This window comes from Curtobacterium sp. MR_MD2014 (assembly GCF_000772085.1).
Classification (GTDB): domain Bacteria; phylum Actinomycetota; class Actinomycetes; order Actinomycetales; family Microbacteriaceae; genus Curtobacterium.
Window position 1 is genome coordinate 813694 of the sequence record NZ_CP009755.1, and the last position, 26456, is coordinate 840149.

The following is a 26456-nucleotide window of genomic DNA, read 5'->3' on the forward strand; positions in this document are numbered from 1 at the left end:
GCCACGCACCGGCCGCGGTCCCACTGCGCCGGACCCGAAGCGCAAAGGAGTACGCCCAGATGGACACCGGACTCGTCACGACGCTGATCGTCGTCGGAGTGGTGGTGGTCCTGCTCGTCGTGGTCGGGATCTACCTCTGGGTGACCTACAACTCGCTCGTCACGCTGAAGCTGCGCGTGGACGAGGCGTGGAGCGACATCACGGTGCAGCTGAAGCGCCGCGCGGACCTCATCCCCACCATCGTCGAGACGGTGAAGGGGTACGCCGCGCACGAGAAGTCCGTGTTCGAGTCGGTGACGCGCGCCCGCGCCGAGACCCTCGGCGCATCGGACGCCTCGAGCGCCTCGGTGGCCGAGGGGCACATGCAGAAGGCCCTGAAGGGTGTGTTCGCCGTCGCGGAGGGCTACCCCCAGCTGCAGTCGAGCCAGAACTTCCTGCAGCTGCAGTCGGAACTCGTCGACACCGAGGACAAGATCCAGTCCGCCCGGCGCTTCTACAACGGTGGCGTGCGCGAGCTGAACACGAAGATCCGGGTCTTCCCCAACTCGACCTTCGCGAAGAGCAAGGGCTTCAGCGAGGCGACGTTCTTCGAGACGGCCGAGCCCGCGGCGATCGCCGAACCGCCGCGCGTCCAGTTCTGACGCCGACCGGGGCGGCCTGACCCGTGTACAGCGCCATCGCGCGGAACAAGCGCAACACCGTCGTCATCATCCTGGTCTTCCTGCTCATCGTCGGGGCGCTCGGGTTCCTGGGCGGCTACCTCGCGGGCAACGTCTCCGTGGGCGTCATCGTGCTGCTCGTCGCGCTCGGGTACGCGGTGCTCCAGTACTTCCTGGCCGGGCGGCAGGCGACGGCCATCGCCGGCGGCGTCGAGATCGACCGGAACACGGAGCCGCGGCTCTGGCGGACGGTCGAGAACCTGGCGATCACGAACGGCATGTCGATGCCGCGGGTGTTCGTCATCGAGGACCCGGCACCGAACGCCTTCGCCACCGGACGGGACCCGGAGCACGCGATCGTCGCGGCGACGACCGGGTTGCTCGCGATCATGGACGACAGCGAGCTGCAGGGCGTCATGGCCCACGAGCTCGGTCACGTCAAGAACTACGACATCCGCGTCTCGACCATGGTGTTCGGCCTGGTCGTCGCGGTCGGGTTCCTGGCGGACGTGCTCCTGCGCATCTCGATCTTCAGCGGGCTGAGCGGGCGCGGGCGGAACAGCGACTCCGGGGGTGGAGGTGGCAACCCGATCGTCCTCGTCGCGGGGATCGTGGCCGTGCTCGTCGCCCCGATCGCGGCCGCGGCGGTGCAGGCGGCCGTCTCGCGGCAGCGGGAGTACCTCGCCGACGCCACGGGTGCGATGACCACGCGGTACCCCGAGGGACTCGCCCGTGCGCTGGAGAAGCTCCAGGCGTACGGCCGACCGACCCGGTCGCAGAACTCCTCGATGGCGCACCTGTGGATCGCGGACCCGATGCGACCGGGCGTGATGGACCGGTTGTTCTCCACGCACCCGCCGCTGCCCGACCGGGTCGCGCGACTCCGGGGGAGCCTCGACCGGTTCTGACGGGCGCTGCCGCCGTCGCCGTCGCTGCGATGCCGGTGCCGAGACGCCGGTGTCCACACGAGACGGACTCGTGCCGGCGAGACGCCCTCGGAATCCGCGGCGTCTCGACGACGATGCGGCGTCTCGACGACGATGCGGCGTCTCGACGACGAAGCGGCGTCTCGACGACGATGAGGCGTCTCGACGACGAAGCGGCGTCGCCACGACACGGCGGCGTCTCGCGGGCCGTGCACGACCGGCGCAACGCAGCGGCGGGTGACGGGACCTCGACCCGAGCCGGACGGGCGGGGCGGACGGGCGCCGTGCCTCCCGGCCGCTGGTCACACGACCGTGTCGTCTTCGGGAGCCGGAGCATCGGCGTCGTCCGCCGCCTCGTGCGGGACGAGCGCGACCCCGAGCGCCGCGGCCACCGCACCCGCGGCGGTGCCGCGATCCGTGACCTCGATGCCGTCGAGGCCCTGCCACGCCGCCGCCCGCCGCAGCGTCTCGGCGAGGCGCTCCGCGTCGAGGTGCTCGCCGGGCTCCTGCCAGGCAGTCCGGACCCGGAGCACGCCGCGCTGCCGATCGCTCTTCAGGTCGACGCGTCCGGTCAGCCGGTCGTCCTGCAGCACCGGCAGCACGTAGTAGCCGTACACACGCTTCGGTGCCGGCGTGTAGATCTCGATGCGGTAGTGGAAGTCGTACATGCGCTCCGCGCGACGCCGGAACCACACGACGGGGTCGAACGGGCTGAGCACCGCGTCGGCGGCGACGTGGCGTGGGACCCTGGCATCGACGTGCAGCCAGGCACGGTCCCGCCAGCCCGCCACCCGCGCCGGCACGAGTTCGCCGCGCTCCTCGAGCTCCGTGATCGCGGCGGCGGTGTCGTCCGCACGCAGGCGGAAGTAGTCGGCGAGGTCCGCGCGGGTCCCGACGCCGGACGCGCGCGCGGCACGCCGGACCAGCTCCGTGACGGCCGTGTGGCGGTCGGGCGCGGCCTCGAGCGTCCCCACCGGCAGCACCTGGTCGGGCAGGGCGTAGACACGCTCGAACCCGGCGCGTCCGGCGCTCACGACCTCGCCCCAGCGGAACATCTGCTCGAGCCCCGCCTTCACGTCGCTCCACCCCCACCACGGCCCGCGTCGGACGTTCGCCTCGTGCTCGACCGCGCTGGCGGGCAGGGGCCCCTCGGCGGCGAGCAGTGCGCGGAGCTCCCGGCGGACGCTCGCGGTCCGTTCCACGCCGGCGATCCGGTTCGGTCGGGCGTCGCGTTCGCGGTACGCGTCCATCCGCCACCGGAAGAGCGGGAGGTCCGTCCGCGGCAGGAACGCCGCCTCGTGCGCCCAGTACTCCGCGTAGGGGCCGGAGCGCCGCATGGTGAGCCGGTCCAACGTGTCCCGGTCGTAGGGACCGAGGCGGGCGAAGAGGGGCAGGTAGTGGCTGCGTTCGAAGACGTTGACCGAGTCGATCTGCAGCAACCCGAGCCGGCCGATCGTGCTGGTCAGGGTGCGGGTGCCCACCGCGTCGCGCGGGGGTGCGCCGAAGCCCTGGGCCGCCAGCGTGACGCGGCGGGCCTCGGCGGCGGAGAGCGTGGACCGGACCATGGCACGACGCTACCGATCGGCGCCGACACCGGGGTCGCGCCGACGTATGCCGCATCTGGAACACACACCGGCACGCGTCGGTACACTCACCGCATGGCCTGGGGAAAGAAGACGCATCCGGATCCCGTCGTCGAACAGGTCGTGCCGACGGGCATGCGGATCGCGGGCGCGTGGTCGTGGCGCGTGCTGGTGGTCGTCGGCGTGGTCGCGGTCTTCATCTACCTCGTGACGCTGTTCAGCGAGGTGCTCATCCCGTTCCTCATCGGGATCGTCGTCGCCGCCCTGCTCGTGCCGCTGTCGAACTGGATGCAGCGCCACCACGTGCCGAAGTGGATCGCCGTCGTGGTCAGCCTCGTCGGTGGCCTCGCGGCCGTCGGCGGACTCATCTGGCTCGTCGTCGACCAGATCGCGGCGGCCTACCCCTCGCTCCGCGACCGGACGCTCTCGCAGTACGACAACATCCGCGAGTTCGTCCTCAGCTCCGGTCTGGGCATCAGCCAGTCCGACCTCAACAACTACCTCAACCAGGCGACCGACTGGCTGTCGAGCAACTCCGGCTCGATCCTGTCCGGGGTCGCGAGCGCGGGATCGTCGCTGACGCACCTGCTCACCGGCTTGTTCGTGGTCATCTTCACGGTGATCTTCCTGCTCATCGACGGCAAGAACGTGTGGCGCTGGACCGTCCGGCTGTTCCCGAAGAACGCCCGCGCCGCGATCGACGGCGCCGGGGTCGCCGGGTGGACCACCCTGACGAGCTTCATCCGCGTGCAGATCTTCGTCGCGTTCGTCGACGCCGTCGGCATCGGCATCGGTGCCGCCGCGCTGCAGCTGCCGCTCGTCATCCCGATCGCCGTGTTCGTGTTCCTCGGCGCGTTCATCCCGGTCGTCGGCGCCATCGTCACGGGCTTCCTCGCCGTCTTCATCGCCCTGATCTTCAACGGCTGGGTCGCGGCGCTCGTCATGCTCGGCGTGATCCTCGTCGTGCAGCAGGTCGAGGGGCACATCCTGCAGCCGCTCGTCATGGGCAGCGCGGTCAAGGTGCACCCGCTCGCCGTCGTCCTCGGCGTCACCGCGGCGTCCGGGCTGGCCGGCATCGCCGGAGCCTTCTTCGCGGTGCCGCTGATCGCGACCGTGAACTCGATGGTGACGACGATCGCGAGCGGCCGGTGGAAGGGGCTCGACTCCGACCACGTGCTCGAGGCGAAGCAGCGCGACCACCACGCGAGCGTCGAGGCGAAGAAGCGCCGTCGCTGGCGGAAGCGCCACCCCGACGGCGTCCCGGCCCCGGGCAGCGACGAACAGCCCACCGCCGCGAAGGGGACCGCGGGCTGAGCGGGCGTTCACCGACGGACCGTCACGAGTTCGCCGTGACGGCTCCGACGGACGATGATGGGTCCGTGACCGACACCTCCGCGCCCCAGCAGCAGACCGACGCGTTCCCGACGCTGGCGGACATCGAGGCCGCTCGGCAGACCATCGCGGGCGTCGCACGCGTCACGCCGATGGAGACGTCGCAGTTCCTCGCGGAGCTGCTCGGCTCGCCGGTGCACCTGAAGTGCGAGAACCTGCAGCGCACGGGCGCGTACAAGGTGCGCGGTGCCTACAACCGCCTCGCTGCCCTCAGCCCCGAGCAGCGAGCGGCGGGTGTCGTCGCCGCGAGCGCCGGCAACCACGCGCAGGGAGTTGCCCTGGCCGCTCGGGAGCTCGGCATCCCGGCCACGATCTTCACCCCGGTGGGCGTCGCGCTGCCGAAGCTCCAGGCGACGCGGCACTACGGCGCCGAGGTCGTGCTGCGGGGTCACTCGGTGGAGGAAGCGCTGAGCGCCGCGAAGGACTTCGCCGCCCACACCGGTGCGGTGTTCATCCCGCCCTTCGACCACCCGGACGTCATCGCGGGCCAGGGCACGCTGGGCCTCGAGATCATCGACCAGGTGCCCGACGTCGACACGGTGGTCGTGCCGATCGGTGGCGGCGGGGTCATCTCCGGCATCGCGCTCGCGGTGAAGGGCATGTCCGAGCGCCTCGGTCGTCCGATCCGGGTGATCGGCGTGCAGGCGGAGAACGCCGCGGCGTACCCGTCGTCGATCACCGCGGGAGCACCGGTGACGATCACGACGAAGCCGACGATCTCGGACGGCATCGCGGTCGCCCGACCGGGCGACCTGAACTTCCCGATCATCCGCGACCTCGTCGACGAGATCGTGACCGTCTCGGACGACGACACTGCCCGTGCCCTGCTGGTGCTGCTCGAGCGCGCGAAGCTCGTGGTCGAGGCCGCCGGCGCCGTCGGCGTCGCGGCGATCATGTCCGGCGCCGTCCGCGACACCGGCCGCACCGTCGTGCTGCTGAGCGGTGGGAACATCGACCCGCTCATGATGGAGCGCATCATCACCCGCGGTCTCGTCGCGGCGTCGCGCTACATCGGCATCCGGATCATGCTGCCCGACCGCCCCGGGCAGCTCGCCCGCGTCGCCCAGGTCATCTCGGACGCCGGCGCCAACGTGGTCGAGGTGCTGCACACCCGGCACGGGCAGGGCCTGGTGATCAACGAGGTGGCCCTGGACCTGTCGATCGAGGCACGCGGCCCCGAGCACGCGCAGGAGGTCATCCAGCGCCTGCACGAGGTCGGCTTCCGCCCGGAGCTGCTCGAGAACTGACCCCGCCGCGCTAGCTGCACGCGTCGGTGTCAGCGGTGCGCACGGGACGGCCGCGCAGGCGTCAGGGTCGCGTGAGCGACACCGCGGACGGCCGGGAGGCGCGTGGAGCTCCCGTCATTCCCCTCACGTCGATCCTGCCCTCGCTCCGCGCCGTGGTCGCGCACCGACCGGCGCCGAGAGTCCAGTCGGCCCCCGCGCAACCAGGAGCAGCTCGCACCACGTGGTTCCGTGGTGCGAGCTGCTCCTCGTTGTGCACTGGCACGTCGCGCCGCGGGCCGGCCCGCCGCGCGCTCTGCGCCGCCCGCCCCGGCACGTCGCGCCGCCCGCCGCGGGCCGTCGCACCGGGCGCGCTGCGGCGCCGGGCGCCTACGGCTCGTAGCGCTCGACCTTCGTCACCTTGGCGCTGATCTCCTTGCCGTTCGGCGCGGTGTAGGTCGTCTCGTCGCCCGCGCGCAGCCCGAGGATCGCGGCACCGACCGGGCTCACCGGGCTGTACACGGTCAGGTCGGACCCCTCGGCCACGATCTCGCGGTTGCCCACGAGGAAGGTCGACTCGTCGCCGGCGATGACCGCCGTGACGACGGTGCCCGGCTCGACGGTGCCGTCGAAGTCGGCCTCGCCCACGGTGGCGTGCTTGAGCAGCTCGGTGAGCTGCCGGATGCGGGCCTCGATCTTGCCCTGCTCGTCCTTCGCGGCGTGGTAGCCGCCGTTCTCCTTGAGGTCGCCCTCTTCACGCGCCGCCTCGATGCGGTCCGCGATCTCCTTGCGGGCCGGGCCCGACAGCTGTTCGAGCTCGGCCGTGAGACGGTCGTGCGCCTCCTGGGTCAGCCAGGTGGTCTGCGTGTCGTTGCTCATCGGTCTCCCTTTCGACAAAGGACGAGACCGGCCGGTGTGGCCGGTCTCGTCCGCGAATCAGTCGAGTCTAGGGAACCCAGCAGTCGTGGATCAAGCCGGTCACGCCGCGGGTCGTGGTGTTCACCTCGGTCGAGATCGAGCGGGTGCGCTGCTCGGATGCCGGCAGCGTCACCTCCTTCCACCCGACGATCGAGTACGACTTGTCGAGCACCTGCACGGCGCACCGGACCTCGGTGCCCGGGTCGGCCGACACCTGTGAGTGCACGACGGTGCGGTGGTCGGAGACGACGGTGTACCCGAGCTCGGTGTTGTCGAGCCCGTGTGACTCCTGGTCGAGGCCGGCCCAGACCACCCACGCGACGAACACGAGCACGACGGCGATCGCCGCGGCGACCCCGAACAGCTTCCCGCGGCGCCGACGATCCGGCGTGCGCCCGTACCGGTCGTCCAGCGACGCGGCGGTGGCCGTGGCCGTGGCCGACGCAGCGGTGGGGGTGGGGTGCAGCGGTTCGGACAGTTCGGGGCTCCTGGGGTGATTATCCTGGTCCCAGGGTAGTTCACGCCCCGCTGTGCGCTGCCCCCACGCCCGGGTCGATCCGTGCGCGTTCCGCCCGCTCCGTCACCCGTGAGGATCCTCCGTGCCGTACCGCCTGCTGGCCGTCCACGCCCACCCCGACGACGAGTCGAGCAAGGGTGCCGCGACGGCCGCGAAGTACGTCGCCGAGGGGCACCAGGTGATGGTCGTCTCCTGCACCGGCGGCGAGGCCGGGGACATCCTCAACGACCAGCTCGGTGAGCCGGCGACGAGCCGCGCCCACCGCGACATGGCGGGCTACCGGCGCACCGAGATGGCGGCTGCGCAGGCAGCGCTCGGCATCGACCACGTCTGGCTCGGCTACCACGACTCCGGGCTGCCGGACGCCGAGAAGGGCGAGACGGTCCGTCCGGGCACGTTCTCGACGGTGCCCCTCGAGTACTCGACCGAGGCACTCGTCCGCGTCGTCCGCCGCTTCCGTCCGCACGTGCTCGTCACCTACGACGAGAACGGCGGCTACCCGCACCCCGACCACATCCGCACGCACGAGGTCTCGGTCGCCGCCTGGCGCGCCGCCGCCGACCCCGCGGAGTACCCGGACGCCGGGGAGCCGTGGTCGATCAGCAAGCTCTACTACGAGCGCACCATGAACCCGCGCCGCTTCCGCACGATCTACGAGGCACTGCGCGAGCGCGACCCGGACAGCGCTGCCGTCGAGCAGCTGCGCGAGTGGGTGGAACGGTTCGCCGACCGGCCGGACCTGGCGACGACCCACGTCGACGTCCGCGACCACTTCGACGCCCGCGACGCCGCCCTGCACGCGCACGCCAGCCAGGTGCCGCCGGACAGCGTCTTCTTCTCGTGGCCGAACGACCTCCTCGCGACGGTGTGGCCCACCGAGGACTACCAGCTCGTCGAGGCCCGCGTGCCCACCGACCTGCCGGAGTCCGACCTGTTCGCGGGGCTCCCTGACGACGAGGACACCACCGCGTGAGCACCATCCTGACGGCCATCGCCGCCGCCCCCAGCCCGAGCCCGTCGGTCGTGCCCGACGTCGACGTCACCCCCGGGGTCGCCGGCTTCGTCGCGATCGCGGTCGTCGCGGTCGTCACGATCCTGCTCGTGGTCGACATGACCCGCCGGATCCGTCGGACCCGCTACCGCGCGGAGATCCGCCAGCGGCTCGAGTCCGACGCGGGCGACGGCACGTCGACGGACGAGCCGGTGCGTCGCGCCGACGAGGACGGCCGGACCGACGTGGGCGACGACACCGAACGCGGCTGAGCCCGCGACGTCGGCAGCGGCGACACCAGCAGCGGCGACGTCGGCAGCAGCGACGTCCCCAGCAGACGGACGGGAGGCCCGTGGCGAGCGTGCCACGGGCCTCCCGTCCGTCGTCCGGTCGCCCCTGCCGGCCGGTGCCGCGGTCCGCAGCGGCTGTGGTCAGCGCACCGGGTCGAGGGCCACGATGAGCACGCCGACCCACTGCGCGGCGAACGCGACGACGGTCAGTGCGTGGAAGACCTCGTGGAAGCCGAACACGGTCGGGGCGGGGTCGGGGCGCTTGAAGCCGTAGACCAGGGCACCGATGACGTACGCCAGGCCGCCGGAGAGCACGAGGACCGTCATGGGGACGCTCGCGGCGAAGAACTGCGGGAGCAGACCGAGCGCGGCGCACCCGAGCACGAGGTAGATCGGCACGTACAGCCAGCGCGGGGCGCCGATCCACAGGACGCGGAAGGCGATGCCCAGCGCGGCTCCGGACCACATCACCCAGAGCACGACCACCATGAGCGTGTGCGGCAGCGCGCAGATCGCGATCGGCGTGTAGGTGCCGGCGATGAGCAGCAGGATGTTCGTGTGGTCGATCCGCTTGAGGACCTTCTTCACCGTCGGGCCCCACGGGAATCGGTGGTAGGTCGCGGAGACGCCGAACATGAGCAGCGACGTCGCCATGAACACGGCGCTGCCGGCCTTCGCGGCCCCGCTGTCGGCCAGCGAGATGAGCACGATGCCCATCGCGATGGCGAACGGGAACGTGCCGAGGTGGATCCAGCCGCGCCAGGCGGGGCGCGGCGACTCGGTGGTGTCCGCTTCCTCGGTGAACGGGACGTGGGGGAGCGTGGCGGTCTCGTCCTGCATGGGGCGACAGTAGGGCCCCCGGCCGAACGGCAGCAGGGAATGCACAGCCCCGCACGACCGGCGCCACGGTGCACTACAGTCGTGGCGTGACCGGCAGGGTGGGATGGGCAGGGCGCGGCGTCCTCTACCGTGCCTACCAGCGTCGTATCCGCCGCCAGATCGACGGCCAGGCGATGCCGAAGCACGTCGCCATGATCGTCGACGGCAACCGTCGCTGGGCCAAGCAGCTCGGCCTCGAGTCGGCCGCCCACGGGCACCGTGCCGGCGCCGCCAAGATCCCCGAGTTCCTCGACTGGTGCGACGAGCTCGGCATCGAGGTCGTCACGCTCTACCTGCTGTCCGCCGACAACCTGACCGGTCGGGGCGGCGAGGAGCTCGAGCAGCTCGTCGGCATCATCGGCGACCTGGCCGGGACGCTCGCCGTGCACCGCGACTGGCGCGTGCAGCACGTCGGTTCCGACGAGGGGCTGCCCGCGGGTCTCCTCGGGGCGCTCGCGGACGCCGAGGCCCGGAGCGCAGCCCACACCGGCCTGCACGTCAACCTCGCGGTGGGCTACGGCGGACGCCGGGAGATCGCCGACGCCATGCGGAGCATCGTCCGGGCGCACGGCGAGGGCGGCGGCACGCTCGACACCCTGGCCGAGGTGCTGACGCCCGAGCTCATCGGCGACCACCTGTACACGCAGGGCCAGCCCGATCCCGACCTGGTGATCCGCACCTCGGGTGAGCAGCGGTTGTCGGACTTCATGCTGTGGCAGAGCGCGCACAGCGAGTTCTACTTCGTCGAGGCCCTCTACCCGGACCTGCGCGAGGTCGACTTCCTGCGGGCCGTGCGCGACTTCGGCCTGCGCTCCCGTCGTTTCGGCGGCTGATCGCGGGAGGCTCCCGACGGCGGTGGCGAGTGCGTCGGGCGGCTCAGGTTCGCGCGGCCTCCGTGCGTCCCAGTAGACTCACAGGGTTTTCGTCCCACGGAAGGTTGCCCCTGTGAACATCGCCGAGTACGCGGCCGGCTTCGACGAGGAGCCCGGGTACCTCGACCACGCCGCCTTCGGGCCGGTGCAGACCGCCGTGCTCGAGGAGCAGCGGGTGCTCGGGACGATCCAGGAGCGCATGCGCTTCGGCGCCGTGGAGACCCTCGACGAGCAGGACGCCCGGGTGCGCACCGTCGCTGCCCGGCTCGTCGGCCGTCGCGAGGACCAGGTGGTCTCGCAGACCGCCACGACGCCGGGGCTGCTGCACACGGCGTTCGGCCTGACCGGCGGTGTCCTGGTGGCCGCCGACGAGTACCCGTCGCTGCCGCTCGCACTGGCGAGCGCCGCCTCGGCGACGGGTGGCCGCGTGCAGCCCGTCGTCGTCGAGTCCGGTGCCGGCTGGATGACCCCGACGCTGGTCCGGGAGCGCCTGACCGACGACGTCGCCGCCGTCGCCGTGTCGCTCGTCGACTGGCAGACCGGGTACCTCGCCGACCTCGCTGCGATCCGGGAGGTCATCGGGGACCGCCTGCTCATCGTCGACGCGATCCAGGGCTTCGGCGTCGTCGACGCCCCGTACGAGGTCGCCGACGTCGTCGCCACCGGCGGGCAGAAGTGGCTGCACGCCGGGTGGGGCACGGGTTTCCTCGCGTTCAGCGACCGCGCCCTGAACCGCCTGCGCCCGGCGCTGTCCGGGCCGCACGGCACGACCGGCTGGCCGACCGAGGTCCCCTCGGTGAAGCCGGGCGCCGCGGGGTACCAGATGACGCGCGTCGACCCGGTCGCCCAGGCCCGGATGGCGGTGTCCCTCGAGCGGCTGGTCTCCGTCGGGGTCGGGGCCGTGCAGGAGCGCGTGGCCGACCGGGTCGAGCGGGTGCTCGACATCGCCGACGAGTTCGGCCTGTCGGTCGAGTCCAGCCGTGACCCGCGCGAGCGTGCCGGCATCGTCGTGCTGCGTCCGCCGCAGGGTCGGCTCACGGCGCTGTCCGCGGCGCTGCACAACCACGGGGTCACGGCGACGACGCGGCTCGGGGTCGCGCGGGTGTCGGTGTTCGCGTCCACCACGGACGCGACGCTCGACATGTTCCGCGACGCGTGCCTGTCCTACGCCACGATGCAGTAGCGCGCCCGCGCGCTGGCCGCCCGCCCGCCGGCCTGGCCGCGGTCCGCGAGACTCGGCCGGGCGGACGTGTTCGCGCCTCCCAGCCCGCGAATCCGTCCGCGTCCGCGAATCTCGCCGCTGCGCGCCTGCGCCCGAGGCGGCCGGGAGGCCCGTGGCGGGCCCGCCACGTGCCTCCCGGCCGTCGTGGTGCGCGTTCACGTGACCGTAACCTCGGGGACCGCGTGTCGCGGTCCGGCTGTCGGGGGCCGGTCGTAGCTTGGCCCCACCGGGCACGGTGCCCGGTCGGAGCGGCCAGGCAACGGTGCTTCGGGACCGCTCTCCGGCCGCGTCGAGGACAGTGACCGGGCCGAGCGCGGCCCGGGGATGGAGTGGTCGTGACCTCTCGCAACGTCGCTCGCGAACCCGCCCAGCGGTCCACCGCGGACTCGTCCACGTCGGTCGCCCAACGCACGTACGTGCTCGACACGTCGGTGCTCCTCAGCGATCCGCGGGCGCTGTTCCGCTTCGCCGAGCACGCCGTGGTGCTGCCCGTGGTCGTCGTCAGCGAGCTCGAGTCCAAGCGCGACGACCCGGAGATCGGGTACTTCGCACGCCAGGCCCTGCGGCTGCTCGACGAACTGCGGGTCGAGCACGAGCGGCTCGACTTCCCCGTCGCACTCGACGACGGCGGTTCCTTCCGCGTCGAGCTGAACCACTCCGAGCAGTCCGTGCTCCCGTCCGGGCTCCGGCTCGGGGACAACGACTCGCGGATCCTGGCCGTCGCATCGAACCTGGCGAACGACGGTCTGGACGTCGTCGTCGTGTCGAAGGACCTGCCACTCCGAGTCAAGGCGTCGTCGATCGGCATGGCCGCCGAGGAGTACCGCGCCGAGCTCGCCGTCGACTCCGGCTACACGGGCATCACCGACCTGCAGGTGTCCGGCGAGCAGATGAGCGACCTGTACGAGCACGAGGAGATCCGGTCCTCGCACCTCGACGGCGTCCCGGTGAACACCGGCGTCGTCATCCACTCGGAGCGCGGGTCGGCCCTCGGCCGCGTGCACGAGGCCGGCGCGGTGTCGCTCGTCCGCGGCGACCGCGAGGTCTTCGGGCTGCGGGGACGCTCCGCCGAGCAGCGGCTCGCGATCGACGCCCTGCTCGACCCGGAGATCGGCATCGTCTCGCTCGGAGGTTCGGCCGGCACCGGCAAGTCGGCGCTCGCGCTCTGCGCCGGGCTCGAGGCGGTGCTCGAACGACAGCAGCACAAGAAGATCATGGTGTTCCGGCCGCTCTACGCCGTGGGTGGGCAGGAGCTCGGGTACCTGCCCGGCGACGCCGCCGAGAAGATGAACCCCTGGGCGCAGGCCGTCTTCGACACCCTCGGCGCGCTGGTGTCCGACAACGTCCTCGACGAGGTCGTCGAGCGCGGGATGCTCGAGGTGCTGCCGCTCACGCACATCCGCGGGCGGTCCCTGCACGACGCGTTCGTGATCGTGGACGAGGCGCAGTCGCTCGAGCGGAACGTCCTGCTCACCATGCTGTCGCGCATCGGGCAGAACTCGCGCGTGGTGCTGACGCACGACGTCGCCCAGCGGGACAACCTGCGGGTCGGCCGGCACGACGGTGTCGCGAGCGTGATCGAGCGCCTGAAGGGGCACCCGCTGTTCGCGCACGTGACGCTGACCCGCTCGGAACGGTCGGCGATCGCGGCGCTCGTGACGGAGCTGCTCGACTCGCCCGACCTCGGGTAGCGCGGCTGGTCGGCCGCCGGCGGGACTCGCCTGGGCGGACACGTTCGCGGTCGCAGGACTGCGAACGTGTCCGCAGGCGCGAGTCTCGGGGGTGACCCGACGACGGACGGGAGGCGCGGTGCCAGCCGGCACCGTGCCTCCCGTCCGTCAGTGGGTCCCGTGGGTCAGTTCGGGTGCGTCATCGACAGGACGTCCAGCGCGCTGTCGAGCTGCTCCTCGGTGACCTCGCCGCGCTCGACGTGGCCCAGGGCGACGACCGACTCGCGCACGGTGATGCCCTCGGCGACGGCGTACTTGGCGACCTTGGCCGCGGCCTCGTACCCGATGACGCGGTTGAGCGGCGTGACGATCGACGGGGACGACTCGGCGAACGCGCGGGCGCGCTCGAGGTTCGCCTGCAGCCCGTCGATGGTCTTGTCGGCGAGCACCCGCGAGCTGTTCGCGAGCAGGCGGATCGACTCGAGCAGGGCCGTGCCCATCACCGGGATCGCGACGTTGAGCTCGAAGGCACCCGAGGCGCCGGCCCAGGCGACCGTCGCGTCGTTGCCGATGACGCGTGCAGCGACCATCAGGGTGGCCTCGGGGATGACCGGGTTCACCTTGCCGGGCATGATCGACGAGCCGGGCTGCAGGTCCGGGATGTGCAGCTCGCCGAGGCCCGTGTTCGGACCCGAGCCCATCCAGCGCAGGTCGTTGTTGATCTTCGTCAGGCTGACCGCGATGACCTTGAGCGCACCCGACGCCTCGACCAGTGCGTCCCGGGCACCCTGTGCCTCGAAGTGGTCGAGCGCCTCGGTGATCGGCAGGCCGGTGTCCGAGGCCAGACGGGCGATGACCTGCTGCGGGAAGCCCTTCGGCGTGTTGATGCCGGTGCCCACCGCGGTGCCGCCGAGCGGGACCTCGGCGACGCGGGGGAGCGTGGCCTGCACGCGCTCGATGCCGAGCCGGACCTGGCGGGCGTAGCCGCCGAACTCCTGCCCGAGGGTGACCGGGGTGGCGTCCATCAGGTGGGTGCGTCCGGACTTCACGGCGTCGGCCCAGAGCGTCGCCTTGGCCTCGAGCGACTCCGCCAGGTGCTCGAGCGCGGGGACGAGCGTGCGGATGAGGGCCTCGGTCACGGCGACGTGCACGGAGGTCGGGAAGACGTCGTTCGACGACTGGGACGCGTTGACGTGGTCGTTCGGGTGGACGTCCGTGCCGGCGATGCGGGTCGCCAGGGTCGCGAGGACCTCGTTCATGTTCATGTTCGACGAGGTGCCGCTGCCCGTCTGGTAGACGTCCACCGGGAACTGGTCGTGGTGCTCGCCGCCGATGATCGCGTCGGCCGCCCGTGCGATCGCGTCGGCCACGGTCGGGTCGACGATGCCGAGGGACCCGTTGACGACCGCTGCGGCGCGCTTGATCCGGGCGAGGGCGACGATCTGTGCCGGCTCGAGTCCGCTGCCCGAGATCGGGAAGTTCTCGACCGCGCGCTGCGTCTGGGCGCGGTAGAGGGCGTCCACCGGGACGCGGACCTCGCCCATCGTGTCGTGCTCGATGCGGAAGCCGTCACCGCCCGTCGCGGTCCGGTCGGTCGCGGTCTGGTCGGGCTCGCTGGTGTGGGTCACGTCGTCGTGGTCCTTCCTGTGGTGCACGGCCGGAGCGGTCGCCCCGGTGTCTTCGGCGGCCCGGTGGTCTCCGGGCGTCGCGTCGTGGCGGCCGGTCAGGCCTGGCCCACGACGGTGTCGATGGTGACCTCGCCCGTGGAGAGGTCGTAGGTCGCCCCGACGACGGCCAACCTACCGTCGGCGACCGCGTCGGAGACGACACCGGACCGCTCGATCACCTGGCGGAGCGTGGCCTCGAGGTGCGCGGCACCGACGGCCTCCTGCGGGAGCTCGGCGTCGGTCGCGCGGACCCGCTCGACGCTCGGCGCGATCGCGTCGACGAGCGACTGCAGGTGCGGCGCGGGCACGGGCTCGCCCGAGCGCGCCGCGGCGACGGCTCCGCACGCGGTGTGGCGGAGGACGACGACGAGCGGGGTGCCGAGGGCGACGACCGCGAACTCGATGGAGCCGAGCACGACGTCGTCGACGATCTGACCGGCGTTGCGGATCGCGAACAGGTCACCGATGCCCGCGTCGAAGACGTGCTCGAACGGCACGCGTGAGTCGGAGCAGCCGAGCACGGTCGCGAAGGGCGCCTGCGAGCCCGTGAGCTCGCCACGGCGGTCCGGGTCGATCCGGCCGGTGCGGCGCTTGTCGGCGGCGAAGCGGGCGTTGCCCTCGACGAGCAGGCGGAGGGCGTCGGACGGGGTGGAGGCGGCGCGGTCGGGCATGGTCTTCCTCGTGCTTCGGGTTCGGTCGGGCGGGGTCAGTTCGCGAGCTGCTCGGTGACGGCCTTCGCGACGGTCGTGAACGACGAGTCGTCGGCCGTGCCGGACAGGACGATGGTGTCGCGGCCGAAGGTGTGCACGAGCGAGTACGCGTGGTTCCCGGCGTCCTTGCCCTCGTCACGACGGTCGTACACCGTCCACTTCGTGCCGTCGATGGTGCGGTCACCGGTGGCGGGCTCCTGGTCGAGCTGGTTGGCCACCCACGACGCGTTCGCATCGATGCCCTGCTGGAGGCCGATGTACTGGCGGTCCGGGGTGACGAGGCCGACCGTCCAGACCCGCACGCCGTCCGACGTCTTGTCCTGGAAGTCGGCGCGGTTCGAGGTGAAACCGTCGGGCAGGTCCGGTGCCGCGAGCGTCACGCCGGGCACGTCGGCACCGGCGGCGACCTGCTGGTAGTCCACGGACCGGTCGACGGTCTGGTCCGGTCGCACGACCACGGCGACCAGGAAGAGCACGATGCCGAGCGATGCGATGAGCGCCAGCACGAGGTTGAAGGCGGTCTGGTGCTCGCGGCGGGAGCGTCGCGCGGCGTCCTTCCGGGCCCAGGTCTCCTCCGGGGTCTCCGGGCGGCCGAGCTCGGCGACGATCGGGCGTCCGTCGGGGTCGGTCACCGTGCTGCTCCGTCCGGGTCGCCTGCGGTGTCCGCGGTGCCGTCACCGGCCGACGCGGCACGGGCGGCGTCCAGCCGGGCGCGCGCACCGACGAGCCACTCCTCGCACCGGGCCGCGAGGGCTTCGCCACGCTCCCAGAGCGCGAGCGAACGCTCGAGCGTCGCGGACCCCTGCTCCAGCTCACCGACGACGCGCACGAGTTCGTCGCGCGCTGCCTCGTAGCTCAGCGACTGCACGTCGGACGGCACGGGTTCCTGCTGGGATGACACACCCCGATCCTACCGAGCACCCTCCGTCGGCGGTGCACCGCCGGCGGAGCCCGTGGAGACCGGGCTACGCCCCGGAACCGTCCGGCCCCGGTCCCTCCGGCTCGAGTGTCCCCGTCGCCGTGCCCGCGCCGAGGGTGACGTGGACCGGCGTCGCACCGTCGAGGTCCTCGGTGCCGCGCACGACCCCGCCGTCACTCCGCTGCACGATGGCGTAGCCGCGGCGCAGGGTGTCGCGCGGCGAGAGCGCGCGCAGCCGCCCGGTCAGGTGCCCGACGTCGCTGTGCGAGCGCTCGAGGCGTCGGTCGAGCAGCTCACGGGCACGGGACAGGTCGCGTGCGACCTCCTCGGCCCGTGTGTCGACGAGCCAGGCGGTCGACGCCAGCGCCGGGCGCGACCGGAGGGCGGCGATCCGGTCGGCCTCGACCGACAGGGTGTGCGAGAGCCGCAGCCCGAGCCGGGCCCGGGCCTGGCGGACGTTCGCGAGCTCCTCGGCCACGTCGGGCACCACGCGCTTCGCGGCGTCCGTGGGTGTGGAGGCGCGCAGGTCGGCGACCTCGTCGAGGATCGGGCGGTCCGCCTCGTGCCCGATGGCGGAGACGATGGGGGTGGTGGCGGCAGCGGCGGTCCGGACGAGTCCCTCGTCGCTGAAGCCGAGCAGGTTCTGGAAGTCGCCGCCACCCCGGGCGACGATGATGACGTCGACGGTCGGGTCGGCGTCGAGCTCGACGATCGCGGCCGTGACCTCGCCCACGGCCCGCTCGCCCTGCACCGCCGTGTGCACCGTGCGGAACTCGACCTGCGGCCAGCGGAGCTGCGCGTTCCGCTTGACGTCCTTCTCGGCGTCGGAGTCCTTGCCGGTGATTAGGCCGATCCGGTGCGGCAGGAACGGCAGACGCTTCTTGCGGGACGGGTCGAACAGGCCCTCCGCCGCCAGGGTGCGCCGGAGCCGTTCGAGCCGCTCGAGCAGGTCACCGAGGCCGACGTGCTTCATCTCGACCACCTGCATGGTGAGTGAGCCGCCCTTGACCCAGTAGTTCGGCTTCACCGCGGCGACGACGCGGGCGCCCTGCCCCAGGTCCGCGGGCACCCGGGAACGCACGCTCGACCAGATCGAGAAGGACACGGTCGCGTCGACCTCGACGTCCTTGAGCTTGCCGTAGACGTTGCCGCCGGCGACGTTCCACTGCGTGATCTCGCCCTCGACCCAGGCGGTGCCGAGTCGGTCGATCCAGTCGCGGAGCTTCGCCCCGAGCAGGGCGACGGGCCACGGGTTGTCGGCCGTCGGCGGGCCCTGTTCGATCGCCATGCCCACCATCGTGCCGCATCCCGGCGACAGCGCCGGCCCGCGGCGCCGCACGCCGGTGCTCCACCACGTCGTCACGGCCCGGCTCGGCCCCGGACGCACCCAGGCCCCGCGCGTGCCCGGCACCTATCATCGGGGACGTGACGATCACCAACGGCCGCACGGTCCCGCTCGCCCCGCCGCGGGTGCACGCAGCGCGTGGTCGGCTGCGGGACGAGCCGGTCGCCGGCACGAAGAAGGTCCTGCTCGCCGCGCCCCGCGGGTACTGCGCGGGTGTCGACCGTGCCGTGGTCGCCGTCGAGAAGGCGCTCGAGCAGTACGGCGAGCCGGTCTACGTGCGGAAGCAGATCGTCCACAACGTCCACGTCGTCTCCACGCTCGAGCAGCGCGGCGCGGTGTTCGTCGACGACGTCGCCGAGGTCCCGCGCGGCGCACACGTCGTCTTCAGTGCGCACGGCGTCGCACCCGCCGTTGTGGCCGGTGCCGCAGAACGCGACCTGCACGCGATCGACGCGACCTGCCCCCTCGTCACCAAGGTCCACCGCGAGGCCACCCGCTTCGCGAAGGCGGACCGCACGATCGTCCTGATCGGCCACGCCGGTCACGAGGAGGTCGAGGGCACCATGGGCCACGCGCCCGAGCGCACGATCCTGGTCAACGGACCCGAGGACGTCGCCGCGCTCGAGGTGCCCGACCCCGACAACCTCGTCTGGCTGTCGCAGACCACCCTGAGCGTCGACGAGACGATGGAGACCGTCCGCCTGCTCCGTGAGCGGTTCCCGTCCATCGAGAACCCGCCGTCGGACGACATCTGCTACGCCACGCAGAACCGCCAGGTCGCGGTGAAGAAGGTGGCGCCCGACGCCGACCTCGTCATCGTCGTCGGTTCGGCGAACTCCTCGAACAGCGTGCGCCTCGTCGACGTCGCCCTCGAGTACGGTGCGGCGTCCGCCCACCGGGTCGACTACGCCGAGGAGATCCGCCAGGACTGGCTCGACGGTGTCCGCACGGTGGGTGTGACCAGCGGTGCCTCGGTGCCCGAGGAACTCGTCACGGAGGTGCTCGAGCAGCTCGCGGACGCCGGCTACGGCACCGTGGAAGAGGTCGTGACGGCGCACGAGGACCTCATGTTCTCGCTCCCCAAGGAGCTCCGCACGGACGCCGCGGGCAACCCCACCCGCGCCCTCGGCGGGCGTCGCTCGTGAGCGGCCTCCGCGGCGACTGGTCGTCGGCACCGGCCCGTGAACCGGGGCACGTGGACGAGACCGCCCTCGGCCTGGAGGCCCGTCCCGCCTCCGCCGCACCGGCCTCCGATCGACGGGACGGCCGGGTCCACGGCACGCCCGCTCCCGAGTACGGCGAGTACGCGCCGGAGGGCTGGGTGAACCCGGTCCTGGTCGAGCAGGAACGGCGCGACCGGCAGCGGCGCGAGGCCGACGACCGTGCCCGCGCGGCGACCCAGGGGCCGACCGACCGTGGCACGGCACGCACGACCCGTCCGACGGACCGCCGCACGCCCGGTGGCACCGGCGCCGGGCCGTCGCGGGGTGCCGCGGCCGGTCAGGAGCGGCCGACGCTCTCGAGCCGCTTCGGGGCGTCGCAGTTCGACTTCGTGGTGACGGTCGCCCTGTTGGCGTTCGGTCTGCTGTCGGTCGTGCAGTCGCTCGCGGTGAGCGACGTCGCCTCCGCCGTGCGCAGGGCGTTCGAACAGCAGGGCCTGGAGCTCTCCGACCCCACGGCGCTGTCGACCGCCGCTGCCGTCGGAGCCATCGGCAACGTGGTCGTGTTCGCCCTCGTCGCGTGGTGGTCCCTGCGTCGGCTGGCCGCTCGGAGGTGGACGTTCTGGGTCCCGCTGCTCGGCGGGGCCGTGGCGTCGCTCGTCAGCCTGGTCGCCTTCGCCGTGGTGATGTTCCAGGACCCGGGCTTCGTGCAGGTGCTGATGCAGCAGTCCGGGGCCTGACCCTCGGGCCCTCGCTGTCGTGTGCGGGCCGTGCGCCGGTCAGCGACCGGTGTCGAGCAGTCCGGTGACCCGGTCGACCGTGGCGTCGAGGTGGTCCTGCAGCGGTGTTCCGTCCGCGTCCTCGAGCCACGTCTCGAGCGCGGTCTGCAGGACGAGGACCGTGAGCCCGGCGACGGAGCGGGCGGTCCGGTCGTCCTCGCCGCGGCGACGGAAGCCGTCCCGGACCGCCGCCCGCAGGTCCTCCTGCTTCCGCAGGTCCCGCTCCCGCAGGTCGGGCTCCTCGCTGATGATCCGTCGTGCGGCGAGCACCTGGTCGCGGCGGGGGTCGAACCGCTCGGCCGCGAGCCGCCGGAGCCCGTCGAGGACCACGCGCATCGGTGCCTCCTCGGCCGGCGCGGTCTCGATCATCCGGGTCGCGATCGCGGGGATCTCGTCATCGCCGAAGAAGACCTCGCGCTTGTCGCTGAAGTGGCGGAAGAACGTGCGCCGGGTGACGCCCGCCCGCGCGACGATGTCGGGGACCGTCGTCGCATGGAAGCCGCGTTCCGCGAAGAGCTCCATCGCGGCCGTCCGCAGTCGCTCACGGGTGTCCGGTGCCCATCTCGCCATGGGGACACCCTAGTGATGACACTCGGTGCCGAGGGCGGGTAGAGTGACGACACCAGGTGTCATCGCTCGTGACGAAAGGCCCGCCGTGCCCGACAACTCCGCCGCTCTGCTCCGTGAACCCCGGGGCGCACTCGTCGTCGACCGGGTACCGGTCCCCGTCCCCGCCGAGGACGAGGTGGTCGTGCGCGTCCGCGCCGCTGCCGTCAACCCCGTGGACTGGGTGATCCAGGGCACGGGGCCGGTGACCTACCGCTGGCTCCGGACGCCGGCGGTGCTCGGCTCGGACGTCGCCGGCGAGGTCGTCGCCGTCGGCTCCGGCGTCACCCGCTTCGCGGTCGGCGACCGCGTCGTCGGACTCGCGACCGGGACCGACCGTGGCCGCGACCCGGTGCACGAGGGCGCGTTCCAGGAACACACCGCGCTGCTCGAACGCCTGACCGCCGCGGTGCCGGACGACGTGCCCCTCGAACAGGCCGCGGTCCTGCCGCTCGGGGCCTCGACCGCCGCCTGCGCGCTGTTCCAGCCGAAGCACCTCGGGCTCCCGCTCCCCGGGGCCGCCGACGCGCCGTCGGACCGCTCCGGCGTCGTCGTGGTCTGGGGTGGTTCGACGAGCGTCGGGATGAACGCGGTGCAGCTCGCCCGTGCCGCCGGGTACGCGGTCGTGAGCACCGCGTCGCCCCGGAACGCCGCGACCGTCCGGTCGCTCGGGGCCGAGGTCGTCGTCGACCACGGTTCGCCGACGGCGGTGGACGACCTCGTCGCCGGCGTCGCCGGACGCCCCGTCGTCGGTGCCGTCGCGCTCGGGACGACCTCGACGGCCGCGTGCATCGAGGTGCTCCGCCGGACGGGTGGCACCGCGCTGGCGATGGCGAGCACGCCGGTCTCCCTCGACCGGATCGCCGGCCGTCGGCGACTCTTCCCGGCGATGCTCCCGGTGTTCACCCGCCTCGGACTCGCCACGCTGGCGCTCACGCTGCGTGCCCGTCGTGCGGGGATCCGGGCCGCGTTCGTGTGGGGGAGCAGCCTGCGCGACGACGACCTGGGCCCGGAGCTGTGGGGCCGGGTCCTGCCCGAGGGGCTCGCCGACGGCTCGATCCGACCGATGCCGGAGCCGCTCGTCGTCGGGCACGGGCCGGGCGCGGTGCAGGGCGCGATCGACCGGCAGCGTGCAGGGGTGTCCGCGCGCAAGGTGGTCGTGACGCTCTGACCCGCGGGCCAGCCGGCGCTGTCCGGCCGGCCGGGCCGTGACCCGCCTACCCGGCGAGGAAGGCGGCGACGGCGCCGTGCAGTGCCGCGAGGTCGTCCACGTGCACGAGCTCACGGACCGAGTGCATCGACAGCAGGCCGACGCCGATGTCGATCGTCGGGATGCCGAGCCGCGTCGCCGCGATCGGGCCGATGGTCGAGCCACCGGGGATGGTGTTCACGTTGACGAAGGGCTGCCAGGAGACGCCGGCGGTGTCGCAGGCGGTCGCCCACACGGCCTCGCCCTTCGCCTCGGTCATGTAACGCTGGTTCGCGCTGATCTTCAGGAGCGGGCCCGCTCCCGGACGCGGACGGTTCGTCGGGTCGTGCTTCTCCGGCTGGTTCGGGTGGACGAGGTGTCCGGCGTCGCTCGACAGGAGCCAGGACGCCCGGAACGCCCGGGCGGCCTCGGAGCGGGTGGCACCGAGCCCCTCCTGCACGCGGCCGAGCACGTCCTCGAGGAACGGGCCCCCGGCACCGGACGGGGTCGAGGAACCGATCTCCTCGTGGTCGAACGCCGCGAACACCGGGATGTGGTCGCCGTCGGTCGGCGCGTCGACGACCCCGCGGAGCCCGGCGTGCACGCTCGTCAGGTTGTCCATGCGGCCGGACGCGAGGAACTCCCGATCGATGCCGATGCGCGCCGGGGGCTGTGTGTCCGCGAGGAAGAGGTCCCACGAGACCGCGTCCTCCCCGAGCCGGCCGCGCAGCCACCCGAGCACGTCGGTGCCGCCGGTGGTGCCGTCCGTGCCGACGACCGGCAGGGTGTGGCGCTGCCGGTCGATCTCCTTGCCGTCGTTCACCCCGCGGTCGAGGTGGATCGCGAGGTTCGGGATCCGCGCGACCGCGTCGGTCGACACGAGCCGCACCGATCCGTCGGCGTCGACCACACGTCCGGCGATGCGGAGGTCGCGGTCGAACCAGGTGGACAGGAGCGCGCCGCCGTAGACCTCGACGTTGAGCTGCTCCCACCCGCCCACTCGCACGGCGGGGTTCGGCTTGATGCGGAAGCCGGGGGAGTCGGTGTGGGCACCGAGGATCCGGAAGGGAGTGGTGGGCGTCGCCGACTCCGGCAGACGCCAGGCGATGACCGCGCCGTCGCGGATGACGACGTAGGCGCCCGCCTCGGTCGGCCAGGCGTCGAGTTCCGACAGCTCGGTGAACCCCGCTGCGACGAGCTGGTCCCGCGCGACCGCGGCCGCGTGGAACGCGGTGGGGGACTCGGTGACGTACTGGGCGAACGAGGAGGCGATGGCGTCGGAGGTCACCCGCCCATCGTGGCACGGGCGGTGGCGGTGACCGGACGCGGAACGGGGCGCGTCCTTGCGGACGCGCCCCGTTCCTCCCGGCTGGTGGTGCCGATCAGCCCTTGCTGTTGCCGGCCGAGCCGAGGACCTTCGCCGCCTCGACGACGCGGGCCGCCATGGCGGTCTCGGCGACCTTGCCCCAGGCACGCGGGTCGTACTGCTTCTTGTTGCCGACCTCGCCGTCGATCTTCAGCACGCCCTCGTAGTTCCGGAACATCGAGTCGGCGATCGAGCGCGTGAACGCGTACTGCGTGTCCGTGTCGATGTTCATCTTGATGACACCGTTGCGCACGGCCTCGTGGATCTCGTCGTCGGTCGAGCCGGAGCCGCCGTGGAAGACGAGGTCGAGCGGGTTCTCACCGGTGCCGTGCTTCTGCGCGACCGAGGCCTGGATCTCGCCGAGGAGCTCCGGGCGCAGCTTGACGTTGCCCGGCTTGTAGACGCCGTGCACGTTGCCGAACGTGAGCGCGGCGATCCAGCGACCCCGGTCGCCGAGCCCGAGCGCGTCGACGACCTTCTCGACGTCGTTCGGGGTCGTGTAGAGCGCGTCGTTGGTGCCCTCGTGCTGGACGCCGTCCTCTTCTCCGCCGACGACGCCGATCTCGACCTCGAGGATCGCGTTGATGTTGCGCGTCTTCTCGATCATCGTGCGCGCGATCTCGATGTTCTCGTCGAGCGGCACGGCCGACCCGTCCCACATGTGCGACTGGAAGATCGGGTTGCGGCCCTGGCGGACCTCCTCCTCGCTCGCGGCGATGAGGGGCATGACGAAGCCGTCGAGGGCGTCCTTCGGGCAGTGGTCCGTGTGCAGCGCGACCGTGACGTCGTAGTTCTTCGCGACCTCGTGGGCGAAGCGGGCCATCGCGAGGGCGCCGGCGGCGCGGTTCTTCACGGTGTGCCCGGCGAAGTAGTCGGCGCCACCGGTCGTGACCTGGAGGATGCCGTCCGAGCCGGCCTCCTGCAGGCCCTGGAGGACCGCGTTGATCGTCTGGGAGGAGGACACGTTCACCGCGGGGTAGGCGAACTTGCCGGCCTTCGCTCGTTCGAGCATCTCGGCGTACTGTTCCGGCGTTGCGATGGGCACTGCGATCTCCTTCGACTGGTGGTTCCCCGCCGAGCCTAGTCAGGGCTCCTCAACGGGTTACAGCGTGCACGTCCGTGCACCCGTGCGGCCGCCCCGGAGCCCGGTCGGTAGGCTCTGGTCGTGACTCCCACGACTGAGACCGGCTCCCTGTTCCTCCAGCCCGACCGCAACCTGGCGCTCGAGCTCGTGCGTGCGACGGAGGCCGCCGCGATCCGTGCGCAGCCGTGGGTCGGCCGGGGCGAGAAGAACCTCGCGGACGGCGCAGCCGTCGACGCGATGCGGAAGTTCCTCGGCACGGTGAACTTCGACGGCGTGGTCGTCATCGGCGAGGGCGAGAAGGACGACGCCCCGATGCTCTTCAACGGCGAGCACGTCGGCAACGGCCACGGCCCGGCCTGCGACATCGCGGTCGACCCGATCGACGGCACCTCGCTCACCGCCGCCGGCCGGCAGAACGCCATCTCCGTGATGGCCGTCTCCGACCGCGGCTCGATGTACGACCCGTCGGCGGTGTTCTACATGGACAAGATCGCCGCGGGCCCCGAGGGTCGTGGCGTCCTCGACCTCGAGAAGCCGATCGGCGAGAACATCCGCGCGCTCGCGAAGGCGAAGCACAAGGACATCGAGGACATGCAGATCGCCGTCCTCGACCGTCCGCGCCACGACGAGCTCATCCGCGCGATCCGCGCAACGGGCGCCGGCACGCGCCTGCTGCTCGACGGCGACGTCGCCGGTGGCATCTCGGCGGCACTGCCCGGTTCGAAGATCGACATGTGCGTCGGTGTCGGCGGTACGCCCGAGGGCATCATCACCGCGTGCGCGATCAAGGCGCTCGGCGGCGTGATCCTCGGCAAGCTCCAGCCCAAGGACGACGAGGAGCGCCAGAAGGCACTCGACGCCGGGCACGACCTGGACAAGGTCCTCGACCAGGACGACCTCGTGACGGGCGACAACACGTTCTTCGTCGCGACGGGCGTCACCGACGGTGTCCTCGTGGACGGTGTCCGCCGGTCGCGCGGTGTCATCCACACCGACTCGCTCGTGCTCCGCTCGCGCTCGAACACGATCCGCCGCATCCAGGCCGACCACCGCGCCGAGAAGTGGTTCTGATCCGTCCGGACCGCTGACGGCCGTCGGGACACCTGACCGCTCGCACGACGAGAAGCACCCCGAACCACGGGATCACGTGGTTCGGGGTGCTTCTCGTCGTGCCGGAGCACCTCGCGCCGTGGCGCCTCGTGCCGTGGCGCCGCGCGGTCAGTCCTCGTCGAGGGCGCCGACGAGCTCCGGCGCGGTGAGCAGCCGCGGCTCGTCGTCGATCGTCGCCGGGTCGGCGAGCACCTTCGACTCGTCGAGCAGCGACAGCCGCCGGGCGCTCGGCAGCACCTGGCGCTCGAGCGACCCCACGAAGCGGTTGTAGTCGACGACGGACCCCCGGATCGCCCGGCCGAGCTTGTCGACGTGCCCGCCCATGGTGGCCAGGCGGCCGTACAGCTCGCGGGACACCCGGAAGAGCTCGCGTGCCTCGGCGGTGACGACGTCCTGCTGCCACGAGAACGCCACCGTCTTCAGCACCGACCACAGCGTGACGGGTGACGCCAGTGCGATGCGCTTGCGGAAGGCGTGGTCGAGCAGTCCGGGGTCGGCGGCCAGCGCGCTCGAGACCAGCGACTCGGACGGGATGAACGCGATCGTCAACTCGGGCGACGCGTCGTAGCCCGTCCAGTACTCGCGGGCGGCGAGGGCGTCGACGTGCGCCCGGAGCGCCTTGACGTGCTGCGCGATGAGCTGCTCGCGCCGGGCACCCTCGGCACCCGTCGCGCTCGCCGGGATCTCGGCCGCCTGCAGGTAGGCGCTGAACGGCACCTTCGCGTCGACGGCGATCGTCTTGCCGCCGGGCAGGTGCACGACCATGTCGGGTCGGGCGGTCCCCGCGGTCGTCGTGACGGAGGACTGCACGTCGAAGTCCACGCGTTCGAGGAGCCCCGCGGCCTCGACGACGTTCCGGAGCTGTGTCTCGCCCCACACGCCGCGGGTGCTGTTCGAGGACAGGGCGCTCGCGAGGGTGTCCGCCGTCGCGCGGAGCCGTTCCTCGGACTCGGCGGCGGATCGCAGCTGCGCGGAGAGGGCACCGTACTGCTCGCTGCGGGACTGCTCGAGTTCGGCGATCTTCGCGCGCATGACGTCGAGCGTCTGCGCGACCGGGCTCAGCGCCGACAGCACCTTCGACTCGCCCTGGTTCCGCGCCGCGTCGGCGCCGTGCATGCGCTGCACGAGGTGCTCGAGCTCGGCGGCACGGCGTTCGAGGGAGTCGACCTGCCGGCGGTACTGGGCGTCCTGGGCGTCGAGGCGCTCCTCGGCGTCGGCGCGCACCGAGTCGAGCTGCGCACGCAGCACGTCGGCCGTCGCCCGTGCGGCTGCCGCGTCCACCCCGGCGCGCGAGCGGGCGAGCGACCACGCGACGACGGCACCGACGGCCGTACCGAGGACGAGGCCGATGACCAGGGCGAGGATCTGCATGTCGTGAC

General features: G+C 72.3%; 26 protein-coding genes. 13 read left to right on the forward strand and 13 right to left on the reverse strand.

Going from position 1 to position 26456, the window contains the following annotated elements:
* Positions 1–59: 59 nt before the first annotated feature.
* Together NI26_RS03800 and NI26_RS03805 are read left to right on the forward strand one after the other, a co-directional pair.
* Positions 60–641 carry a LemA family protein gene (locus NI26_RS03800; protein ID WP_066652615.1) on the forward strand — a complete coding sequence of 194 codons (582 nt, stop codon included), beginning with the start codon at positions 60–62 and terminating at the stop codon, positions 639–641.
* Positions 642–664: 23 nt separating this feature from the next.
* A complete protein-coding gene (locus tag NI26_RS03805) occupies positions 665–1567 on the forward strand; it encodes a M48 family metalloprotease (protein WP_066652624.1) in 903 nt (300 codons plus the stop codon).
* A 320-nt stretch (positions 1568–1887) separates the two neighbouring features.
* Here the strand turns inward: NI26_RS03805 and NI26_RS03810 are convergent, their stop codons facing one another.
* Positions 1888–3150, reverse strand: a complete 1263-nt coding sequence (locus tag NI26_RS03810) for a winged helix-turn-helix domain-containing protein (RefSeq protein ID WP_066652634.1) — start codon at positions 3148–3150, stop codon at positions 1888–1890.
* 93 nt (positions 3151–3243) lie between these two features.
* Here NI26_RS03810 and NI26_RS03815 point away from each other — a divergent pair, with 93 nt between their 5' ends.
* Positions 3244–4482: an AI-2E family transporter gene (locus tag NI26_RS03815; protein ID WP_066652641.1), complete on the forward strand. Its 1239-nt coding sequence runs from the start codon at positions 3244–3246 to the stop codon at positions 4480–4482.
* Between the two features lie 65 nt (positions 4483–4547).
* Positions 4548–5807 (forward strand): threonine ammonia-lyase, encoded by a 1260-nt coding sequence (ilvA, locus tag NI26_RS03820; protein WP_066652647.1) that lies wholly within the window; start codon positions 4548–4550, stop codon positions 5805–5807.
* Between the two features lie 366 nt (positions 5808–6173).
* Here ilvA and greA read toward each other — a convergent pair whose 3' ends face one another.
* Together greA and NI26_RS03830 are read right to left on the reverse strand one after the other, a co-directional pair.
* Positions 6174–6662 (reverse strand): transcription elongation factor GreA, encoded by a 489-nt coding sequence (greA, locus tag NI26_RS03825; protein ID WP_066652650.1) that lies wholly within the window; start codon positions 6660–6662, stop codon positions 6174–6176.
* Between the two features lie 67 nt (positions 6663–6729).
* Positions 6730–7179 carry a DUF4307 domain-containing protein gene (locus NI26_RS03830; RefSeq protein WP_081984687.1) on the reverse strand — a complete coding sequence of 150 codons (450 nt, stop codon included), beginning with the start codon at positions 7177–7179 and terminating at the stop codon, positions 6730–6732.
* Positions 7180–7300: 121 nt separating this feature from the next.
* On the opposite strand from NI26_RS03830, the gene mca reads away from it, so the two are divergent.
* Complete coding sequence (mca, locus tag NI26_RS03835) at positions 7301–8191, forward strand: mycothiol conjugate amidase Mca (protein WP_144411239.1); 891 nt, start codon at positions 7301–7303, stop codon at positions 8189–8191.
* Positions 8188–8481: a hypothetical protein gene (locus tag NI26_RS03840; protein ID WP_081984689.1), complete on the forward strand. Its 294-nt coding sequence runs from the start codon at positions 8188–8190 to the stop codon at positions 8479–8481. Before mca ends, NI26_RS03840 begins: the two co-directional genes overlap by 4 nt.
* Positions 8482–8640: 159 nt before the next feature.
* Here the strand turns inward: NI26_RS03840 and trhA are convergent, their stop codons facing one another.
* A complete protein-coding gene (gene trhA / locus NI26_RS03845) occupies positions 8641–9339 on the reverse strand; it encodes a PAQR family membrane homeostasis protein TrhA (protein ID WP_066652662.1) in 699 nt (232 codons plus the stop codon).
* Between the two features lie 86 nt (positions 9340–9425).
* Here trhA and NI26_RS03850 point away from each other — a divergent pair, with 86 nt between their 5' ends.
* The 3 genes from NI26_RS03850 to NI26_RS03860 all read left to right on the forward strand — a co-directional run bounded on the left by NI26_RS03850 (position 9426) and on the right by NI26_RS03860 (position 13163).
* Positions 9426–10211, forward strand: a complete 786-nt coding sequence (locus NI26_RS03850; protein WP_235426501.1) for an isoprenyl transferase — start codon at positions 9426–9428, stop codon at positions 10209–10211.
* Positions 10212–10323: 112 nt separating this feature from the next.
* On the forward strand, positions 10324–11433 hold the full coding sequence (locus tag NI26_RS03855; protein WP_066652665.1) for an aminotransferase class V-fold PLP-dependent enzyme: 1110 nt from the start codon (positions 10324–10326) through the stop codon (positions 11431–11433).
* Positions 11434–11801: 368 nt separating this feature from the next.
* Positions 11802–13163, forward strand: a complete 1362-nt coding sequence (locus tag NI26_RS03860; RefSeq protein WP_200884132.1) for a PhoH family protein — start codon at positions 11802–11804, stop codon at positions 13161–13163.
* 164 nt (positions 13164–13327) lie between these two features.
* Here the strand turns inward: NI26_RS03860 and NI26_RS03865 are convergent, their stop codons facing one another.
* The 5 genes from NI26_RS03865 to xseA all read right to left on the reverse strand — a co-directional run bounded on the left by NI26_RS03865 (position 13328) and on the right by xseA (position 17726).
* On the reverse strand, positions 13328–14701 hold the full coding sequence (locus NI26_RS03865) for a class II fumarate hydratase (protein WP_144411421.1): 1374 nt from the start codon (positions 14699–14701) through the stop codon (positions 13328–13330).
* Positions 14702–14865: 164 nt separating this feature from the next.
* Positions 14866–15480 carry a carbonic anhydrase gene (locus NI26_RS03870; protein WP_066652668.1) on the reverse strand — a complete coding sequence of 205 codons (615 nt, stop codon included), beginning with the start codon at positions 15478–15480 and terminating at the stop codon, positions 14866–14868.
* Positions 15481–15515: 35 nt separating this feature from the next.
* On the reverse strand, positions 15516–16151 hold the full coding sequence (locus tag NI26_RS03875; RefSeq protein WP_066652670.1) for a DUF4245 domain-containing protein: 636 nt from the start codon (positions 16149–16151) through the stop codon (positions 15516–15518).
* A complete protein-coding gene (locus NI26_RS03880; protein ID WP_066652672.1) occupies positions 16148–16420 on the reverse strand; it encodes an exodeoxyribonuclease VII small subunit in 273 nt (90 codons plus the stop codon). The genes NI26_RS03875 and NI26_RS03880 overlap by 4 nt, the downstream gene beginning before the upstream one ends.
* Positions 16421–16484: 64 nt before the next feature.
* Positions 16485–17726, reverse strand: a complete 1242-nt coding sequence (gene xseA / locus NI26_RS03885; protein WP_066652675.1) for an exodeoxyribonuclease VII large subunit — start codon at positions 17724–17726, stop codon at positions 16485–16487.
* A gap of 137 nt (positions 17727–17863) precedes the next feature.
* On the opposite strand from xseA, the gene NI26_RS03890 reads away from it, so the two are divergent.
* Together NI26_RS03890 and NI26_RS03895 are read left to right on the forward strand one after the other, a co-directional pair.
* Complete coding sequence (locus NI26_RS03890; protein WP_081984691.1) at positions 17864–18928, forward strand: 4-hydroxy-3-methylbut-2-enyl diphosphate reductase; 1065 nt, start codon at positions 17864–17866, stop codon at positions 18926–18928.
* Positions 18925–19683, forward strand: a complete 759-nt coding sequence (locus NI26_RS03895; RefSeq protein ID WP_066652677.1) for a DUF6264 family protein — start codon at positions 18925–18927, stop codon at positions 19681–19683. Before NI26_RS03890 ends, NI26_RS03895 begins: the two co-directional genes overlap by 4 nt.
* Before the next feature lie 39 nt (positions 19684–19722).
* On the opposite strand, the gene NI26_RS03900 is transcribed toward NI26_RS03895, so the two are convergent.
* On the reverse strand, positions 19723–20292 hold the full coding sequence (locus tag NI26_RS03900) for a TetR family transcriptional regulator (RefSeq protein ID WP_066652678.1): 570 nt from the start codon (positions 20290–20292) through the stop codon (positions 19723–19725).
* Between the two features lie 85 nt (positions 20293–20377).
* Between NI26_RS03900 and NI26_RS03905 the strand changes: the two genes are divergently transcribed.
* Positions 20378–21499: a zinc-binding alcohol dehydrogenase family protein gene (locus NI26_RS03905; RefSeq protein WP_066652681.1), complete on the forward strand. Its 1122-nt coding sequence runs from the start codon at positions 20378–20380 to the stop codon at positions 21497–21499.
* A gap of 46 nt (positions 21500–21545) precedes the next feature.
* Here the strand turns inward: NI26_RS03905 and NI26_RS03910 are convergent, their stop codons facing one another.
* Complete coding sequence (locus NI26_RS03910; RefSeq protein ID WP_066652688.1) at positions 21546–22805, reverse strand: M18 family aminopeptidase; 1260 nt, start codon at positions 22803–22805, stop codon at positions 21546–21548.
* Positions 22806–22899: 94 nt separating this feature from the next.
* Positions 22900–23928, reverse strand: coding sequence for a class II fructose-bisphosphate aldolase (gene fbaA / locus NI26_RS03915; protein WP_066652690.1), 1029 nt, complete (start codon positions 23926–23928; stop codon positions 22900–22902).
* Between the two features lie 120 nt (positions 23929–24048).
* Here fbaA and glpX point away from each other — a divergent pair, with 120 nt between their 5' ends.
* Positions 24049–25038, forward strand: a complete 990-nt coding sequence (gene glpX, locus NI26_RS03920) for a class II fructose-bisphosphatase (RefSeq protein ID WP_081984693.1) — start codon at positions 24049–24051, stop codon at positions 25036–25038.
* A gap of 147 nt (positions 25039–25185) precedes the next feature.
* Here glpX and rmuC read toward each other — a convergent pair whose 3' ends face one another.
* Positions 25186–26448: a DNA recombination protein RmuC gene (rmuC, locus tag NI26_RS03925; protein WP_066657838.1), complete on the reverse strand. Its 1263-nt coding sequence runs from the start codon at positions 26446–26448 to the stop codon at positions 25186–25188.
* Between the last annotated feature and the right edge of the window lie 8 nt (positions 26449–26456).

What these genes read in the sequence shown, in the direction of transcription:
- NI26_RS03800 (WP_066652615.1), top strand. Translation starts at nt 60, where the DNA reads ATGGACACCGGACTCGTCACGACGCTGATCGTCGTCGGAGTGGTGGTG.
- NI26_RS03810 (WP_066652634.1), bottom strand. Translation starts at nt 3,150, where the DNA reads ATGGTCCGGTCCACGCTCTCCGCCGCCGAGGCCCGCCGCGTCACGCTG.
- NI26_RS03815 (WP_066652641.1), top strand. Translation starts at nt 3,244, where the DNA reads ATGGCCTGGGGAAAGAAGACGCATCCGGATCCCGTCGTCGAACAGGTC.
- greA (WP_066652650.1), bottom strand. Translation starts at nt 6,662, where the DNA reads ATGAGCAACGACACGCAGACCACCTGGCTGACCCAGGAGGCGCACGAC.
- trhA (WP_066652662.1), bottom strand. Translation starts at nt 9,339, where the DNA reads ATGCAGGACGAGACCGCCACGCTCCCCCACGTCCCGTTCACCGAGGAA.
- NI26_RS03870 (WP_066652668.1), bottom strand. Translation starts at nt 15,480, where the DNA reads ATGCCCGACCGCGCCGCCTCCACCCCGTCCGACGCCCTCCGCCTGCTC.
- xseA (WP_066652675.1), bottom strand. Translation starts at nt 17,726, where the DNA reads ATGGCGATCGAACAGGGCCCGCCGACGGCCGACAACCCGTGGCCCGTC.
- NI26_RS03900 (WP_066652678.1), bottom strand. Translation starts at nt 20,292, where the DNA reads ATGGCGAGATGGGCACCGGACACCCGTGAGCGACTGCGGACGGCCGCG.
- rmuC (WP_066657838.1), bottom strand. Translation starts at nt 26,448, where the DNA reads ATGCAGATCCTCGCCCTGGTCATCGGCCTCGTCCTCGGTACGGCCGTC.